General features: G+C 70.4%; 17 protein-coding genes. 7 read left to right on the forward strand and 10 right to left on the reverse strand.

Annotated features, from left to right (window positions below; translation table 11 throughout):
- Positions 1 to 442 precede the first annotated feature (442 nt).
- The gene (locus tag DMP23_RS29040) at positions 443 to 805 is read left to right on the forward strand and encodes a hypothetical protein (protein ID WP_158714527.1); all 363 of its coding nucleotides are present in this window, start codon (positions 443 to 445) and stop codon (positions 803 to 805) included.
- Between the two features lie 166 nt (positions 806 to 971).
- On the opposite strand, the gene DMP23_RS29045 is transcribed toward DMP23_RS29040, so the two are convergent.
- A complete protein-coding gene (locus DMP23_RS29045; protein WP_037816406.1) occupies positions 972 to 2300 on the reverse strand; it encodes a glycosyltransferase 87 family protein in 1329 nt (442 codons plus the stop codon).
- 53 nt (positions 2301 to 2353) lie between these two features.
- The gene (locus DMP23_RS29050) at positions 2354 to 3205 is read right to left on the reverse strand and encodes a hypothetical protein (protein ID WP_037816002.1); all 852 of its coding nucleotides are present in this window, start codon (positions 3203 to 3205) and stop codon (positions 2354 to 2356) included.
- Between the two features lie 256 nt (positions 3206 to 3461).
- On the opposite strand from DMP23_RS29050, the gene DMP23_RS29055 reads away from it, so the two are divergent.
- The 4 genes from DMP23_RS29055 to DMP23_RS29070 are packed head-to-tail and all read left to right on the forward strand — an operon-like array spanning position 3462 to position 7500.
- Positions 3462 to 5726: a sigma-70 family RNA polymerase sigma factor gene (locus tag DMP23_RS29055; protein ID WP_337823110.1), complete on the forward strand. Its 2265-nt coding sequence runs from the start codon at positions 3462 to 3464 to the stop codon at positions 5724 to 5726.
- A gap of 10 nt (positions 5727 to 5736) precedes the next feature.
- Entirely contained in the window at positions 5737 to 6237 is a 501-nt protein-coding gene (locus DMP23_RS29060; protein WP_337823111.1) for a GtrA family protein, read from the forward strand.
- 37 nt (positions 6238 to 6274) lie between these two features.
- A complete protein-coding gene (locus DMP23_RS29065) occupies positions 6275 to 6799 on the forward strand; it encodes a GtrA family protein (RefSeq protein ID WP_037816006.1) in 525 nt (174 codons plus the stop codon).
- On the forward strand, positions 6796 to 7500 hold the full coding sequence (locus DMP23_RS29070) for an HAD family hydrolase (protein WP_337823112.1): 705 nt from the start codon (positions 6796 to 6798) through the stop codon (positions 7498 to 7500). Before DMP23_RS29065 ends, DMP23_RS29070 begins: the two co-directional genes overlap by 4 nt.
- Here DMP23_RS29070 and DMP23_RS29075 read toward each other — a convergent pair.
- Complete coding sequence (locus DMP23_RS29075) at positions 7424 to 8707, reverse strand: ATP-binding protein (RefSeq protein ID WP_037816408.1); 1284 nt, start codon at positions 8705 to 8707, stop codon at positions 7424 to 7426. The two genes, DMP23_RS29070 and DMP23_RS29075, sit on opposite strands and share 77 nt — an antisense overlap.
- Positions 8708 to 8719: 12 nt before the next feature.
- The gene (locus DMP23_RS29080) at positions 8720 to 9421 is read right to left on the reverse strand and encodes a response regulator transcription factor (RefSeq protein WP_009072764.1); all 702 of its coding nucleotides are present in this window, start codon (positions 9419 to 9421) and stop codon (positions 8720 to 8722) included.
- A 42-nt stretch (positions 9422 to 9463) separates the two neighbouring features.
- On the opposite strand from DMP23_RS29080, the gene hisN reads away from it, so the two are divergent.
- Positions 9464 to 10255, forward strand: a complete 792-nt coding sequence (hisN, locus tag DMP23_RS29085) for a histidinol-phosphatase (RefSeq protein WP_037816009.1) — start codon at positions 9464 to 9466, stop codon at positions 10253 to 10255.
- On the opposite strand, the gene DMP23_RS29090 is transcribed toward hisN, so the two are convergent.
- From DMP23_RS29090 to DMP23_RS29115, 6 genes are all read right to left on the reverse strand, one after another.
- Positions 10249 to 10512 carry a hypothetical protein gene (locus tag DMP23_RS29090; RefSeq protein WP_037816012.1) on the reverse strand — a complete coding sequence of 88 codons (264 nt, stop codon included), beginning with the start codon at positions 10510 to 10512 and terminating at the stop codon, positions 10249 to 10251. The two genes, hisN and DMP23_RS29090, sit on opposite strands and share 7 nt — an antisense overlap.
- Complete coding sequence (locus DMP23_RS29095; RefSeq protein ID WP_337823113.1) at positions 10509 to 11318, reverse strand: TNT domain-containing protein; 810 nt, start codon at positions 11316 to 11318, stop codon at positions 10509 to 10511. Before DMP23_RS29095 ends, DMP23_RS29090 begins: the two co-directional genes overlap by 4 nt.
- Positions 11319 to 11400: 82 nt before the next feature.
- On the reverse strand, positions 11401 to 11979 hold the full coding sequence (locus DMP23_RS29100; RefSeq protein WP_337823114.1) for a GNAT family N-acetyltransferase: 579 nt from the start codon (positions 11977 to 11979) through the stop codon (positions 11401 to 11403).
- The gene (locus DMP23_RS29105) at positions 11969 to 12898 is read right to left on the reverse strand and encodes a hydroxymethylglutaryl-CoA lyase (protein ID WP_337823115.1); all 930 of its coding nucleotides are present in this window, start codon (positions 12896 to 12898) and stop codon (positions 11969 to 11971) included. Before DMP23_RS29105 ends, DMP23_RS29100 begins: the two co-directional genes overlap by 11 nt.
- A gap of 1 nt (position 12899) precedes the next feature.
- Complete coding sequence (locus DMP23_RS29110) at positions 12900 to 13475, reverse strand: PH domain-containing protein (protein ID WP_037816017.1); 576 nt, start codon at positions 13473 to 13475, stop codon at positions 12900 to 12902.
- Positions 13476 to 13558: 83 nt separating this feature from the next.
- Complete coding sequence (locus DMP23_RS29115; RefSeq protein ID WP_134732588.1) at positions 13559 to 14368, reverse strand: biotin--[acetyl-CoA-carboxylase] ligase; 810 nt, start codon at positions 14366 to 14368, stop codon at positions 13559 to 13561.
- Positions 14369 to 14448: 80 nt separating this feature from the next.
- Between DMP23_RS29115 and DMP23_RS29120 the strand changes: the two genes are divergently transcribed.
- Complete coding sequence (locus DMP23_RS29120; RefSeq protein WP_037816020.1) at positions 14449 to 15555, forward strand: C40 family peptidase; 1107 nt, start codon at positions 14449 to 14451, stop codon at positions 15553 to 15555.
- Positions 15556 to 15676 lie beyond the last annotated feature (121 nt).

Raw genomic sequence — 15676 nt, forward strand, 5'->3', positions numbered from 1 at the left:
ACGGCAGCAAGCGGGGTGCGGGCGGGCCGATACGGCGAGCGGCGCGGTTTGACGCCGGAAACCGGCTGGGAGCAGGAAGGGCAAAGGCGAACGCGGACGGGGTGCGGGCGGGCCGGGACAGCGAGGGTTCGCTGGCTGAAACCAGGAACCGATTGCGGCGGAAACCGGCCTTGGTGAGTTATCGACTGCGACGGGAACTGGCGATGGCGGCGTACCGCCTGCGGCGAAGTACCGGCCGTGGCGATAACCGGCTCCAGCGCGCACCGGCCATGCCTCGACCCGGCAGCGGGCACCAGCTCCGGCGCACCCCAGAGAACCCGTCTGACCAAGCACCAGCCGGAGCGAGCTGACGGAAGCAACCACCAAGCACCCAGCCCGCAAGCAGGCGACACCCGCGCGTCAAAGCCCACCCCGGAGCGGCCCGCTGCAGCAGGATGGCTGGATGGACTCTGTCACCCTCCCGCGGCCGGTTCTTTACGCGCTTCGCCAAGCCAGCCTCCCCGGAGTGGCCACTGGGATGCTCACCGGCGCGTCCCGGCCGTTGGCCTTTCCCGCCGGGTTCGGCGACGTCCTCGTCTGGCTCTGGACTACCGACTCCAACTCGGCCGTGATTTACCTCGCCGAGTTGATGAAGCAGCTCCGCGAACGGCACCCGCTTGCCAAGACCGTCTCCCCGCCGTTCCGGTTTGACGAGTTGCTCACCGCCGCGCGCGAATGTCTTCCGGACGACTTCGCGCACGCCGAGTTGCTCATTCAGTACACCCGCACCGCGCTGGGCGACTTCTACGGTGGCTCGGAGAACTGACTAGGGCTCACTATTCGGTTGATCTGTCCGCTTAACGCGGGAGCAGAACGAGGGCCGTGCCCGTCCGCGAGCCAGGGCTCCGGACGGCCGCGTAACCACCGCGATTCAGACAGTAACCGTCGCCACCGACAAAAACGGTCGGCGAGCCGCTGAACAGGGCAAAGGGCTAAGAAGAACCAATACGGTTGCGAGCTCGCCGCTGCAGGCCCCACCGCACGGCCAGGGCGATGGCCAGCACGACTGGCGTGAGGATGTAAGCGTCGCCGAGGATGTTCTGCCACACCTTCCAGTGCAGCTCGACATTTCGGCCATTTGGCAAGATCAGCAGCACGCAACTGACGAAGACGAACGCCACCAGGAACGTGCCCAGCCACCGTTTCCAGGCGGTCGCCGGGGTGGTTTTCGGCAGCCTGGACACCAGGAGCACGACCAGCGGTGCGACCCAGACCCAGTGGTGCGACCAGGAAATCGGCGAGATCAGCAGGATCCAGAACGCGGTGACGAGCAGCGCAGCAAGCGCTTGGCCGCGCCGGTGGAAGCGGAACATCAGCCACAGGGCCGGGATGGCGAGCACCAGGCCGATCGCGGTCGCTGCGGTCGAGGCCCACGGGGCCAGGTCCGTGGCGCGGTTCATCAGTGCGTTCAGCGACTGGTTGCCCGCCCAGTGCACCGGGCCGATCCGGCCGGTGTCGGGGAGCGTTTTGGTCCAGTATTTCCACGAATCGTGCGGATTGATCAGGAACAGCAGCGCCTGCATGCCGACGAAGGTCGCCAACCCGCGCAGGGCGTCTTTCCAGCGGCCGGTGACCAGCAGGTGGCCGAGGAACACGATGGGGGTCAGCTTGATCGCCGCCGCGAGGCCGACCAGCACTCCGCCCCAGCGGCTGCCTCGGGCGCCGATGACGAGCATGTCCAGCAGGACCATCGCCATCAGGATCAGGTTGATCTGACCGAGGAAGATCGTCCGCCACACCGGTTCGAAACCGAGGAAGACCAGGAAGAACACGATGGTCGACCGGGCGGGCGAGGCCCACCAGCGAGGACCGTCGGCGGCCGGGCGGGGCAGTGCGCCGATCGCGATCCGGATCGACAGGGCTAGCGCGGCCAGCGACGCCACTGTGAGGAAACCCCAGGCCACCTGCACCGGCACGACCGCGAGCGGCGCGAACAGCAGCGCCGCGGTCGGCGGGTAGGTGAACGGGAGCAGCGCCCAGCCCGGCTCGGTGGGCAACGTGTTCGCGTCGTAGAGGTTGTCGCCGCGCAGCAGCTGCAGTGCGCCTGCCCGGTAGACCGCGCTGTCCACGCCGAGGTTCCAGTCGTGCGTCCAGCCCCAGAACCCGACCGCGATCGCCAGCAGCGGGAACACCGCGAGGATGAGCATCGACCGGGGGCGCACGGACAGCCGTGCCAGAGATCGGCGCAGAGCCAGCCGGGGTTGCCCGGATCGATTCACCGGAGCTTCGCCGTCAGCAGCGGAGGGTACGGTCCTGGTCACCACACCAGGAAAGCACGAGTGCGGGAATGCTGGTCGGGAAGGGGGACCGGGGCTCAGCTGTGCGCCAATTCCGTCAGCAGCTCGCACGCCCGGTCGTGCGTCCCCGGCAACCGGACAGCGGACACGAGCGGACGGGCGACGTCGCGCAGTTGCGGGTCCACCGAAAGGCGTTCGTTGAGTGCCCTTCGCAGCGCGACCCCGCGCGTGGCCAGGCGTTCGTTGCGTTCGGCCAGCACCGCGACCGCGGACGGGCCGATCGTCGCGTAGCACTCGCCGGTGTCGAACACGGCTTTGACCGCGTCCGCGGCGAGGATCATCGCGGTCAGCCGCGGCCAGCCGGACACTGACGTCAGGTCCAGCGACACGGTGAGCAGCACATTCGCCTCGTTGACCCCGCCTCGGTAGATCTCGCCGAGCCGGGTCCGCAGGTACGCCGCGGACGGCAGGCCGGTGAGCGGGTCGGTGACCTCGGTGTGCACGAGCTGGTCGGTCGCGACGTCTGCCCAGGCCAGCGCCGTGACACGGAGCAGCCGGGCGGGGGTGGCGTCGACATCCGGCGCGACGAATCCGTCGACGGCGTCCGGGTCGGCGAGCACCGCGTGCAGAGCGGCCAGGTCGGACAGCGTTTCCGACAGCCCCGCTCCCGCCGCGGCCCGCGCCCTGCCGAGCCCGGCTAGCGCGTTCTCCGCGCCCGTCGAACCGTGCCGGACGACGGCCGCGCACACCGCGTCCACTTCGGGCAGTGCCCAATCGCTCGGGAAACGCCAGCCGGCGGCGAGGCTGGCTGTTCGCCAGCGAGCTCGCAATGCCCGCAAATGGCGGTCCCGCTCGAACCGCGCACGCGTCTCGTCCCCCGACGAGTCGCCTGCGGAGCCGAACCGCGCCCCGGTCGCCGGTACGTCCACCGAACCCCCAGCTCCTTCCGGTACCTGTCGATCTTGTTCCCCAATCACGGAGGGGACGCGGCGGTACTCCCCTCGTGACGCGTTTTCCCCGATCTTTTTCGCGTAATCACCAGACGAGGAGGTGAACTTGCTGCGCCTACTGAGGCATCTGCCGGACCACGGCGTGACGAGTGTCGCCGCATCCGTCACACTTGGTGTGCGTTGTAAGGAGCAAGGCGCGTGGAGTCCGCCGCGCGTGGAGCATCGAAGGAGCCCCGTGTCCACCGTTCCCGCCGATCTCTCCGGTAAGAGTGACGCCGAGCTGATCGCAGAGGTGCGCGCGGGAAAGATCGCGTCCTACGGTCCGCTCTACGAGCGGCACAGCGGTGCCGCGCACAACCTCGCCCGCCAGCTCGCGCGGTCCAGCTCGGAGGCCGACGACCTCGTGTCGGAGGCGTTCTCGAAGGTTTTGGACACGCTGCGTGGCGGGAAGGGCCCGGACAGCGCCTTCCGTGCGTACTTGCTTACTGCGCTGCGTCACACCGCGTACGACAAGACGCGCCGTGACCGCCGGATCGACCTCAACGAGGACATGAGCGACGTCGGCGGTGCTGCCGGCGAGGCGCTCACCGTGCAGTTCTCCGACACCGCCGTCGCTGGCCTCGAGCGCACGATGGCCGCGAAGGCGTTCGCGCGACTTCCGGAACGCTGGCAGGCAGTCCTGTGGCACACCGAAATCGAGCAGCAGAGCCCGGCTGAAGTCGCGCCGCTGCTCGGGCTGACCGCGAACGGCGTGTCCGCGCTCGCGTACCGCGCCCGGGAAGGGCTTCGCCAGGCGTACCTGCAGGTCCATCTGCAGGAAACCGGTGCGGACCGCTGCCGCGCGACCGCCGAGCGGCTCGGTGCTTGGACGCGCGACGGACTTTCGAAGCGCGAGCGCTCGCAGGTTGAGAACCACCTGGACGAATGCGAGCAGTGCCGGGTGCTGGCGGCCGAACTGGCCGACGTCAACGGCAGCCTGCGCGCGATCATCGCCCCGATCGTCCTGGGCGGCGCCGCTCTTGGCTACCTGGCGACGATCGGCGCGGCCAAGGCGAGCGCGGCTACCGCCGGTGCCGCCGCGGTCGGTGCCGGAGCCGCCGCGGCAGGCGGGGCCAAGGCGGGTGCGGCGGCAGCCGCGTCCGCGCCGCGGCAGTTCGCCGGGGTCGCCATGTCCGGAGCCGCGATGGTGGCCGCCGTCGCGGTCGCGCTGGCCGCGGGCGGCGGGACGCAGACCATTCCGACTGCTCAGCAGGCCCCCGCGCCGCCGGCCGCCGCGCCGGCGCCCGCGCCGAAGCCCGCTCCCGCACCTCCGCCGGCCGCGCCGCCCGCTCCCCCGGCCCCGCCGCCTGCCCAGCCCGCGCCTCCGGCTGTACCGCCGCCCGCGGCGCCCCCGGCCGCCCCGCCGGCGCAGCCGCCTGCCCAGAACCCGCCTGCCGCGCCGCCGCAGCTGTCCGCGTCCATGCCGCCGAGCGGAGTCGAACTCCAGCCGGGCGGCGGACCGGTCGCGCTGCCGATCACCGTGCGCAACAACGGCGGTTCCGTGTCCGAACCGGTCCAGGCGACGCTCAACCTGCCGCCTGGTGTCCGGGCCGTTCAGGCGAACGGCGGCGGCGCGGCTGGTGCGTATTCCAGCGAGGCGGCCGCGCAGTCGGGGCCGATGCAGGTCGCGTGCCCGGGTGGAGAGGGCACGGTCACCTGCAAGACCGGCAGCGGATTGCAGCCTGGGCAATCGGCGGTGCTGATGTTCCGGTTGCAGGCGGACGACAGCGCGAAGGGCGGCGAGGTGACCGGTTCGGTCACTGCGGGTGCTTCGGTCAACGTCAACGTCACCGTGCAGGTGAAGGTCAAGGCCCCGAAGGACGCTCTGTCGCTGACGGCCGACAAGATCGGCCCTTGGTTCCATCCGGTCATCAGGGCCCACGTGCAGAACACCGGGCAAAGCACGAAACCCGTCACGATCACCTTCGACCACAGTGCTATCGGGCCGTTCAGCGTCAAGCGGTTCAAGTGCACGCCCGGTGCCGCGAGCCTGAGCTGCACCAGCGTCAACCCACTGGCTCCCGGCGAGACGGCGGAGTTGTGGGTGGGCGTGAACCGCAAGCCGTTCGACGGCCCGCTCACCGTCACCGTGAACGCCTCGCTCGGCAGCGCCTCGGCGAAACCGGTCGCGGTGGAGCTCGGCTGCTGGTGGAACATGTGCCACGACCCGACGCTCGGGCCGATGTCGTCCACGTCGGTGCCGACGCTGCCGACGACGTCGATCCCGACCTCGAAGAGCCACCCGCCGAACTCGTCCAAGCACCCGAGGCCGAGCACCACCCTGCCGACTTCGACATCGCCTGACGACGAGACCCCGGACCCGACGTCGAGCAGCCCGGCCGCCACCACGAGCGCGCCGCCGAACCCCGGTTCGGACAGCAAGCCGGGCAAACCCGATAACCACGGCAAACGTCCGCCGTCGGTCGAGCCCCGGGGGTTCTTCGGCTGGGTCACGGAGTAGCGTCCACGAGGTGCGCGAACTCCTGGCGAAGCACCGCGAACTGGTCCGCTTCGCCCTGGTCGGCGGGACGAGCTTCGTCATCACGATGACGATCACGTACGCCTTGAAGTTCACCGTGCTGCGGACCCATCCGGTCACGGCGCTCATCGTCGGTGTGCTGATCGCCACGATCTTCTCCTACGTCGCGAATCGCGAATGGTCGTTCCGCACTCGCGGCGGCCGCGAACGTTCCCACGAGGCGGCGCTGTTCTTCCTGCTCAGCGGGGTCGCGCTCGCGCTGAACGCGTTGCCGCAGTGGGTTTCGCGCTACGTGCTGCAGTTGCAGGTGCCGCACGTGACCCTGGTCGGGCAGGAGACGGCCGACTTCGTCAGCGGGATGATCATCGGCACTCTGCTCGGGACGCTGTTCCGCTGGTGGGCCTTCAAGAAGTGGGTGTTCCCTACGGAGGGCGCCCGGACGGAACCAGCGCGGAATGACAATCCGGATATTCCGGACCGTAAGGCCGCCTGAGACCTGCCGTGACCTCGAATTCTCTAGACTGCGTTACGTGACCGTCGTCGAAACCGTGCTCGCCCGCACGCCCGAGCCGTTGCGCTCCGTGCTCGTGAGGCACCGGGAGCTGCTGAAGTTCGCGATCGTGGGCGGCACGACCTTCCTGGTCGACAACGGCGTCTGGTACCTGCTGAAGCTCAGCGTGCTGGAGTCGAAACCGACCACGGCGAAGGCGATCGCGATCATCGTCGCGACGATCGTGTCGTACGTGCTCAACCGCGAATGGTCGTTCCGCACCCGCGGCGGCCGCGAACGCGCCCACGAGGCCACGCTGTTCTTCGTGATCAGCGGGGTCGCGGTGGTGGTGAACCTGATTCCGCTGCTGATCTCGCGCTACTGGCTGCACCTGGAAGTGCCGCACGTGTCGCGGTTCGTGCAGGAGGTCGCGGACTTCGCGAGCGGGTCGATCATCGGCATGCTGCTGGCGATGGTGTTCCGGTTCTGGGGCTTCAAGAAGTGGGTGTTCCCGGACGAGCTCGGGGAACGGCGGAAGGACGGGGTCACCCGGCTTCCCCGGTGACTCGGCTGGCGCTGGTCGATCTGGACGACACGCTGACCGATCTCAGCGGCGCGTTTTCCCGCTGGGCGGCGGAATTCACCTCCCAGCACCGGCTTCCCGGGGACGCGGCAGCCTGGCTGATCTCGGCGCGGCGCGGCGGGCCGATGGACCGGTTCTTCGCGGAAGTCCAGCAGCGATTCGACCTGGCCGAGCCCGCTGACCAGCTTTGGGCGAGTTACCGCGCGAGGATTCCGCAGTTGGTGCAGCTCTACCCCGGCGTGCTGGACGATCTCGGCACCCTGCGCGCCGCGGGATGGCGAATCGGCATTGTCACCAACGGCATGCAGGACAACCAGCTGGCGAAACTCCACCGCACCGGCCTCGCCAACGCAGTCGACGGTTATTGCATTTCCGCCGCCGTCGGCCTGCGCAAACCCGATCCGCGCATCTTCCAGCTCGCCGCGCGAAACTGCGGAACCACGCTGACCCCCGACGATTGGATCATCGGCGACAGCCCTGATCTGGACATTGCGGGCGGGCATAACGCCGGACTGCGCACGCTCTGGATCAGCCACCACCGCACGTGGCAGCAAGGTCAGCCACCGCATCGGAGCGCGGCTGACCTGCGGGAAGCCGTCCAGATCCTCAGCGAGGAACCGGCTCCGCGGGCCACCGCAATTCGCCTACCTCGTCCGGGCGCGGCACCTTCAGGAACAGACTGAAAATCGCCGGACGCTTATTCGACAGTTCCAGCCGTCCGCCGTCCGCCTCGACCAGTGCGCGGGCCAGAGCCAAACCCACGCCCGTCGAACCCCCGCCCGAAAAACCGCGTTCGAAAATGTGCGGCGCGATTTCGTCCGGCACTCCGGATCCGGTGTCCGCGACCTCGATCACGACAGTCCCCTCCGCGTCACCGCGGCGGGCGGACAGCGTGACCGTCCCCGCTCCGTGGCGGAGGGCGTTGTCCAGCAGCACGCCGATCACCTCGCGCAGCCGCGCCGGAGTCACGCGCACCATCAAGCCGTCCGCGACCTTCAGGCGCAAATTCCGTCCCTCGACCCGGAGCAGCTGACGCCATTCCTCCGCGACAGCGGGCAGCGCCACGGGCAGATCGACCGGTTCGGCGTCTACCTCGCGGGCAGCGCGCGCGGCGGCCAGCAGTTCGTCCAGGGCCTGTGCCAGACGGTCGGCTTGTTCCTGCGCGGCTCGGGACTCCTCGACGACATCCGGGTCCTCGTGGCCGGTCAAGGGCTCCAGCCGGAGCTGCAGCGCGGTCAACCGGCTGCGCAGCTGGTGCGAGACATCCCCGACCAGCTGTCGTTCCCGCTGCACGAGCTGCGCCAAGGCGGACCCCGACGTGTCCAGGGCTTCCGCGACCATGTCCAGTTCGGCCACGCGGTAGCGGCTCGGATCCGGCCGGAAATCGCCGCCGCCCAGGCGGGACGCGCGGTCTGCGACGTGCCGGAGCGGTTTCGCCAGGCGGCGCGCGGTCACTGTCGCCACCACGGTGCCGGTACCGACCGACAGGACCACCAGCAGCACGACCAGCAGCGTCACCTGCGTCTGCTTCGTGCGGACCGGACCGCTGGGGATCGCCAGCATCACGGTGCCGCTTCGCGCGGTCGGCACCGATTCGACCACGGGATCCGGGCCGGGGTTCGCGCCGAGGTGTTTTTCGCTGAAGCCCTCGGCGCGCACGATCAGCATGCCGCCCTCGGGAACGCCGACCCGGAACTGCTCCAGGTCGATTTCCTGGCCGTTCGCGACCTGCGTGTCGACCGTCGCGGCGATGTTGCGCGCCCGTTCGGCCAGGCTTTCCCGGTTGAGGTTCTCCACCAGCCGCCACGCGGTGACGCCGAGCGGGATGCCCAGCACGGCCGCGGTGACCAGCACGGCGAGGAGGATCGCCAGCAGGATCCGGCGGCGCATGCTCATCGGCGGCTACTCGACATTGAACCGGAACCCGACGCCGCGCACGGTCGCGATGCGCCGTTCGGCGTCGGAGTGCGCGGGCTTCGCCTGCCTGCCCGCCGCCTCGTCGGCGGCGACCGCGAGTTTGCGGCGCAGCCAGGACATGTGCATGTCGAGCGTCTTCGACGTCTTGGACTCGAGGTCGTTCCACACCTCGGCGAGGATCTCGTCGCGGCTGACGACCTGCCCGGCCCGGCTCATCAGCACGCGCAGCAGCTCGAACTCCTTGTTCGCCAGCTGCACCTCGTGCGAGTCCACAGTGACCAGTCGCGCGCCGAGGTCCATCCGGACGCCGCCGGCCTCCAGCACCTCCGGCACCCGGCGGCGCAGCAGCGCGCGGATCCGCGCGAGCAGTTCGGCCAGCCGGAACGGCTTGGCCACGTAATCGTCCGCGCCCGCGTCGAGGCCGACGACGAAATCGACCTCGTCGGTGCGCGCGGTGAGCATCAGCACCGGCAGTTCGGTGCCGCTCGCGCGCAGTCTGCGGCACACCTCCAGCCCGTCCATCCCGGGCAGCCCGAGATCGAGCACGAGCAGGTCGACCCGGTGCGCGGCGGTCGCGGCCAGCACCGCCGGGCCGTCGGTCACGACCTCGATCTCGTACCCCTCCCGGTGCAGCGCGCGGGACAGCGGCTCGGCGATGGCCGGATCGTCTTCGGCAAGTAGGACCATGCTCACCTGGCCAACCTTACGGCGAACGGGCGTGAAACCATCGTGACCGTGCCTGCCTACTCGGATGACCTCGTTCTCGCCACCCGGCTGGCGGACGCCGCCGACGCGCTGACCACTGCCCGTTTCCGTGCGCTCGACCTCGCGGTGTCCGCGAAACCGGACCGCACGCCGGTGACCGACGCCGACACCGCGGTCGAGGACGCGATCCGCGAAATCCTCGCCGCGCAGCGGCCCGGCGACACGGTCGCGGGCGAGGAACGCGGCGGCTCGGCGGGCAGCGAGGGCCGGGCGTGGGTGATCGACCCGATCGACGGGACCAAGAACTTCCTGCGCGGACTCCCGGTGTGGGCGACGCTGATCGCGCTGGTCGAGGACGGCACGCCGGTGGTCGGCATGATCAGCGCGCCGTTGCTGGGCCGGCGCTGGTGGGCGGCTCGCGGCGAGGGCGCGCACCTGCGCGACGCGGCGGGCGAACGGCGCATGTCGGTGTCGAAGGTGGCGACGCTCGGCGACGCCTATCTGTCCACGACGGACTTGAACAGCTGGACCGAGTACCACTCCCGCGAGAAGTACCTGGCGCTCACCGAAGCGTGCTGGGAGTCCCGCGCGTTCGGTGATTTCTGGAGCCACTGCCTCGTCGCCGAAGGCGCGATGGACGTCGCGGCCGAGTGCATCGTGAACCCGTGGGACGTCGCCGCCGCGCAGGTGATCGTCACCGAGGCGGGCGGGCGGTTCACCGATCTTTCCGGTGCGGAGACCTACGAGGGCGGCTCAGCGCTGTCCACGAACGGCCTCCTGCACGACGAAGCGCTGGCCGTGCTCCGCCGTCAGTGAGCGCCGGGCAGCACGCCGACCGCGCCGCGCGCCACCTGTGACCAGGTCAGCCTGCCGAAGAGGTAATGGCAGGCGACCTGTTCGGAGGTGAACGCGGCCCAGTCGTAGCGGTTGCCCTGTTCGCGCCAGAACACTTCCCAGCCGCCGTCCGCGGTCGGCAGCAGGCACCACGTGTTGTCCGCTTCCCGGCCGATCGACACGACTTCCCCGGGCACTCCGATGACGTCCAGCCATTTGCGAATCGACTGGGTGTTCATCGTGCCTCCCGCGTGACGTCGACCAGGAATCCCAGCGTGACCAGTTCGTCCGCGGAGAGCACCGCACGGTAGCGGATTCCGCCGCCCGGCCCGTCGAACCACTCCGCCGACGTGGCTTGCCACACCGGCATCGGCTTCAGCACGCGATACCGGCGGTAGCCCGACCGCAGCGCGGCGGGCGGCAGCGCGCGTTCCGCGAACGGCGTGCCGTCCGGCGCGAACACGCGGCCGTGGTCGCTGCCGAAGCGGTCCAGCAGCGTGTTTTCCGGCAGTACCACCGGATTCGGCTCTTCGACGCCGCCCTCCGCGGGCGGCCACACGTACTCGGCGCCGACCACGAACCGGCTCTCCCACTCGGGACCCTCCGGCGCGACATAGCCTTCGACGACCGCCTCGGGCGGCTCCGGGTCCACCGGCGGCGCGGGCGAACGCCGGAAGCCCTGCTTGACGTATCCGAGCACCGCGGAGTCGTCCAGCAACGCCGATTCCGGATGGTCGAACAACGGACGCCGCGCGCCCTCGGCGCCCGCGTCCGCGGGCAGCGGCAACTGCCGGTCCGGACGGTCCGCCGCCACCGGCAAATGCCCGAGCGGGAACATGTGGACGGCGAACAGCGCCAGCACGCTTTCCCGGTCGGTGCGCGGAGAACCGACCGGCGGACGGCTGTGCGCGGGCAGCACGCCGGTGCCCGAAGGCGGGGTGGGCACCTCGTCGAAGCCGCGGTGCAGCAGCCCGCCGTATTGGGCGGGCACGCGCACCGGGCCGGTGGCGACGTCGGTGTCTGCCGGTTCGGGCTGGTCGGACACTGGCACCCTCTTCTCGGTCGTGCCGGCACCGGGTCGGACGCTCGCTCGCACCAGGAGGTTCCGGGCGAACGGGAAGCCCACCTTATCGGGCGATCGCGATGCGCCGCCGCACCAACGCGCGGGCCACGCCGCGCTTCTCGACCACCTCGAACCCCGCGTCGGCGAACATGCCGGCAGTGCCGTGATAGAGGTCCGAGGAGGTCGACCGAGAACCGACCTCCACCGGATACCCCTCGACAGTTTCCGCGCCCTGTTCGGCGGCGTAGTCCACGGCAGCCCGCAGCAACGCCGACGCCAGCCCGCGACGGCGGCCGCGACGGTGGATGTAGAAGCAGGTCACCGACCAGACCGCGCCGGGTTCGTCCGACGCCATCACGCGCGAGCGCGCCAGCCGCGGATTGTCCTTCCGCGGCGACACGGCCACCCAGCCCAGCGGCTCGCCGTCGACGATGCCCAAGAGCCCCAACGGTTTCCCGTCCTGCGCCTCGCCTCGGACGTGCTCCTTGCGGCCATCGCGACCGGCGGCCTTGTAGTCCGGACCGCTGAGCCGGAAGAACGTGCACCAGCAGCCGCCCTGTACCCCGCCGGGGCCGAAGAGCCGCTCGAACAACGGCCACGTCTCCGCGCTGAGCGGAACGAATTCGGGAACGCTATCCGGCAAGCGCGTTCACGACCCGCGACGGCGACGGACGGCCGAGCTGCCCTGCCATCCACACGCTAGTCTCCACCAGCTTGCCGAGATCGGCACCGTGCTCCACGCCCAGCCCTTCCAGCAGCCAGACCAGATCCTCGGTCGCCAGGTTGCCGGTCGCCGACTCGGCGTACGGGCAGCCGCCGAGACCGCCGGCCGACGAGTCCACAGTGGACACACCGGCGCGGAGCGCGGCCTCGGTGTTGGCCAGCGCCTGGCCGTAGGTGTCGTGGAAGTGCACGGCGAGCGCCGAAGTGTCCCCGAAGGCCTCGATCAGCCGGGTGACCTGGTTCGTGGTCGCGACGCCGATGGTGTCGCCGAGCGAAAGCTGCGAGCAGCCGAAGTCGAGCAGCCGTTTGCCCGCGCGCACGACCTGCTCCACGTCGACCACGCCCTCCCACGGGTCGCCGAAGCACATCGACAGGTACCCGCGGACTTCGAGGCCCTCCTTGCGGGCCCGCGTCACGACCGGTTCGAACATGCCGAACTGGTCGTCGAAGGTCGAGTTCAGGTTGCGCTGGGCGAAGGTCTCGGTGGCGCTGGCGAAGATCGCGATGTGGTCGACTCCCGCGTCGAGCGCGCGGTTGAGGCCGCGGTCGTTCGGGACCAGCACCGGGTAGCGGACGCCGTCGTGGCGGTCGAGCCCGGCGAGCAGCTGTTCGGCGTCGGCGAGCTGCGGCACCCACTTCGGGTGCACGAAGCTGGTCGCCTCGAGGGTGGTCAGCCCGGCACCGGCGAGCCGGTCCAGGAATTCGAGCTTGACCTCGACCGGCACGACCGAGCTCTCGTTCTGCAGCCCGTCGCGCGCCCCGACCTCCCAGATCTCGACCCGCGGCGGCAACCCGCCCGCGGGGACCCGTTCCGGCAGGCCGACCTCTCGAGCACCCACGTCAGCGTCTCCTTCCGCGCGGTTCCCGGCCGCGCGGGGGCAGAGGTTCGGTGTCCTGCGGACCGGGCGCGCCGTGGTAGTCGTCGTAGGGATTGTCGTTGACTTCGCGGTAAATGACCGTGTGCACGTGCTCGACGTGGGGAATGTCATCGAAGCGCAGCGGCTCGTCCGAGGCCGATTCGATGATGAGCGTGCCGCAGCCGAAGATCCGGTCGAGCAGGCCGTGCTCGAACTGCACGCTGTTGATCCGCGACAGCGGGATGTCGATGCCGGTGCGCTTGAGCACGCCCTCGCGCGCGATCAGCCGGTCGGTCGTCACGATGAAGTGCGTCGTGCGCCAGCGGACGAGCGGCGCGAGGAACAGCCACACCACCAGGACGAGCGCCACCACCGCGATCGCGATCATCGACACGTTGTTCCACGGACCGGCGAGGTCCCGCGTGACCACGAGCAGCCACACCGCGGCGCCGACGGTGATCACGAACGCCAGGAACGGGAAGATCAGCATCTTGAAATGCGGGTGGCTGTGCACCACCACGCGTTCGTTCTGGCTGAGCAAATCGTCCGGATAGGCCACGGCGGGCGCTCCCCTGCGAATGTGTGCCGATGTGGTGGATCCACCGTACCGGCGCGGGCCTCGCGCGGGCGCGCCCGTTCCGGTCAAGCAGGGCGGACGTGCACCACATCACCGGCGAAGACGGTCAGCCGCCGTCCGTCGGGGACGTCGACCTGCAACTGGCCGGACGCGTCCAGGTCCGCGGCGCGGCCGGTGAGCGTCGACCCGTCCGGCAGCTGCACCTGGACGTCCTGGCCGAGCGTCGCGCAGCGGGCGCGGTAGTCGCCGAGCAGACCGGCCTCGGTGAGGTCGCCGCCCGCCGTCCGCCAGCGGCGTTCGAGGTCGTCGAACCTGGTCAGCAGGCCGAGCGCGACCTCGGTGCGGTCGGTGGTCGTCGCGCCCTGCTCGGCGAGCGAGGTCGCGGGAAGACCGCCCGGACCGGCCGGGACGTCGTCGCCGAGCGGCAGGACGTTCAGCCCGATGCCGAGCACCACGGCCGCGTCGTCGGCGCCGACGGCCTCGGCGAGGATGCCCGCGCACTTGGCCCGGTCCGGCCCGGCGAGCACGTCGTTAGGCCATTTGAGGGCGACGTCGACGCCCAGATCGGTGGCGAGCGCGTGCACCGCGAGCCCAGCGACCACGGACAGTGAACCGAGCGCGGAGAACGGCACGCCCGCCGGGCGCAGCGCGATGCTCAGGTAGAGCCCGGCACCCTTCGGCGAACTCCACGAACGAGCCCGCCGTCCGACCCCGGCCGTCTGGTGTTCGGCCAGCAAAACGGTCCGGTCCGCCGCTCCCGCGACGAGCGCTTCCCGCAGGTCAGCATTGGTGGAACCGGTCGTCTCCACGACGTCGAGGCGGGCGTAGCGGCCGCCGAGTCCGTCCCGCAGCCGCGCCGCGTCGAGTTCAGCCATGTGCCCACAATATGAGAGTCCCCCTAACGTGCAAGCCGTTCGCTCGTTACCCAGAGGTGCGCTCTTCTAGATTGGACGCCGTGACGCCGGAGACCCCCACCGCCGACGCGCCGCCGAAGCCCGCTTGGGCTCGCGGCGCGCTGTATCGCGGGCTCGTGGCGTTGCCGCTGGTCGCCGGCCTCGCCACCGCGGGCTGGCTGGTCGCCGGACGCGACCAGCCCGCTCCCGTTCCGGCGCAGGCCGCGCTCACCGCCCCGGTGCCCACGCAGACCGTCAGCGGTCCGTCGGTGCTGCAGGCGAGCGCTCCGGTGCAAGCGCAGGAACCGGCGCAGGGTGCGGCCGGCGGAGGCGGTGGTCCGGCCCCGCTGCAGAAGTGGGCGGATTCGCTCGCCGGGCCGCTGGACATCCCGGCCCCCGTTTTGCTCGGGTACGCCAACGGCGAGCTGACCATGCGCAAGGAGCGCCCGGACTGTCACCTGTCGTGGGTCACGCTGGCGGGCCTCGGCGTCGCCGGCAACAACCACGGCCGCGGCGACGGCGAGCCGATGGGGCTTTCGACGCAGCAGTGGAAGAAGTACGGCGCGCAGATCCCCGGCATCGCGAACCCGGCGCTGTCCGACCCGTCGGCCGCGTCCGTCGCGGCGGGACGCGCACTGTGCGCGAGCGGCGTCGACCTGTCCGCGGGCAACGGCTGGTGGAAGGCCGTCGCCGGTTACGAGAACGGCAGCGGCATGGAGCTGTTCCGGCAGCGCGTGCTCGGCTACGCCCAGCTGTACGCGACGCTTTCCCTGGACCCGGCGAAGGCGAACGCGCCGTCGGTGCGCGCCACGCGATTCGCGCTCGGACAGCTCGGCCTGCCGTACGTGTGGGGCGGCAACGGCCCCGACGCGGGCGCGGCCGGCTTCGACTGCTCGGGTCTCACCAAGGCTTCCTACGACAGCGCCGGGGTTTCCTTGCCGCGCACGGCGGACAGCCAGTTCCGCTCGATGCCGCCGGTTCCGGCCGGGCAGGAACCGCAGCTGGGCGACCTCGTCTTCTACGGCAGCCAGGCGCACATCCACCACGTCGGGCTGTACCTGGGGAACGGCCTGATGATCAACGCGCCGACCGAGGGCCAGGCGATCCAGATCCACACGTTCCACCGGCCAGGCGACGACTACGCCGGGGCGGGGCATCCGGCGAACTGACGTCGAACCTCAGGATCAGCGGCAACTTTCCCGTTTCCGCACGCAGCGCCCGTCTGTCGCTTATGCTCCGGAGCATTCTTCCTGACGGGAAAGGCACGCCATGTCCGCTCGTATGCTCCCC

This window comes from Amycolatopsis sp. A1MSW2902 (genome assembly GCF_017312175.1).
Classification (GTDB): Bacteria; Actinomycetota; Actinomycetes; order Mycobacteriales; family Pseudonocardiaceae; genus Amycolatopsis; species Amycolatopsis nivea.

What these genes read in the sequence shown, in the direction of transcription:
- DMP23_RS29080 (WP_009072764.1), bottom strand. Translation starts at nt 9,421, where the DNA reads ATGGTCCTACTTGCCGAAGACGATCCGGCCATCGCCGAGCCGCTGTCC.
- DMP23_RS29115 (WP_134732588.1), bottom strand. Translation starts at nt 14,368, where the DNA reads ATGGCTGAACTCGACGCGGCGCGGCTGCGGGACGGACTCGGCGGCCGC.
- DMP23_RS29040 (WP_158714527.1), top strand. Translation starts at nt 443, where the DNA reads ATGGACTCTGTCACCCTCCCGCGGCCGGTTCTTTACGCGCTTCGCCAA.
- DMP23_RS29075 (WP_037816408.1), bottom strand. Translation starts at nt 8,707, where the DNA reads ATGCGCCGCCGGATCCTGCTGGCGATCCTCCTCGCCGTGCTGGTCACC.
- DMP23_RS29090 (WP_037816012.1), bottom strand. Translation starts at nt 10,512, where the DNA reads ATGAACACCCAGTCGATTCGCAAATGGCTGGACGTCATCGGAGTGCCC.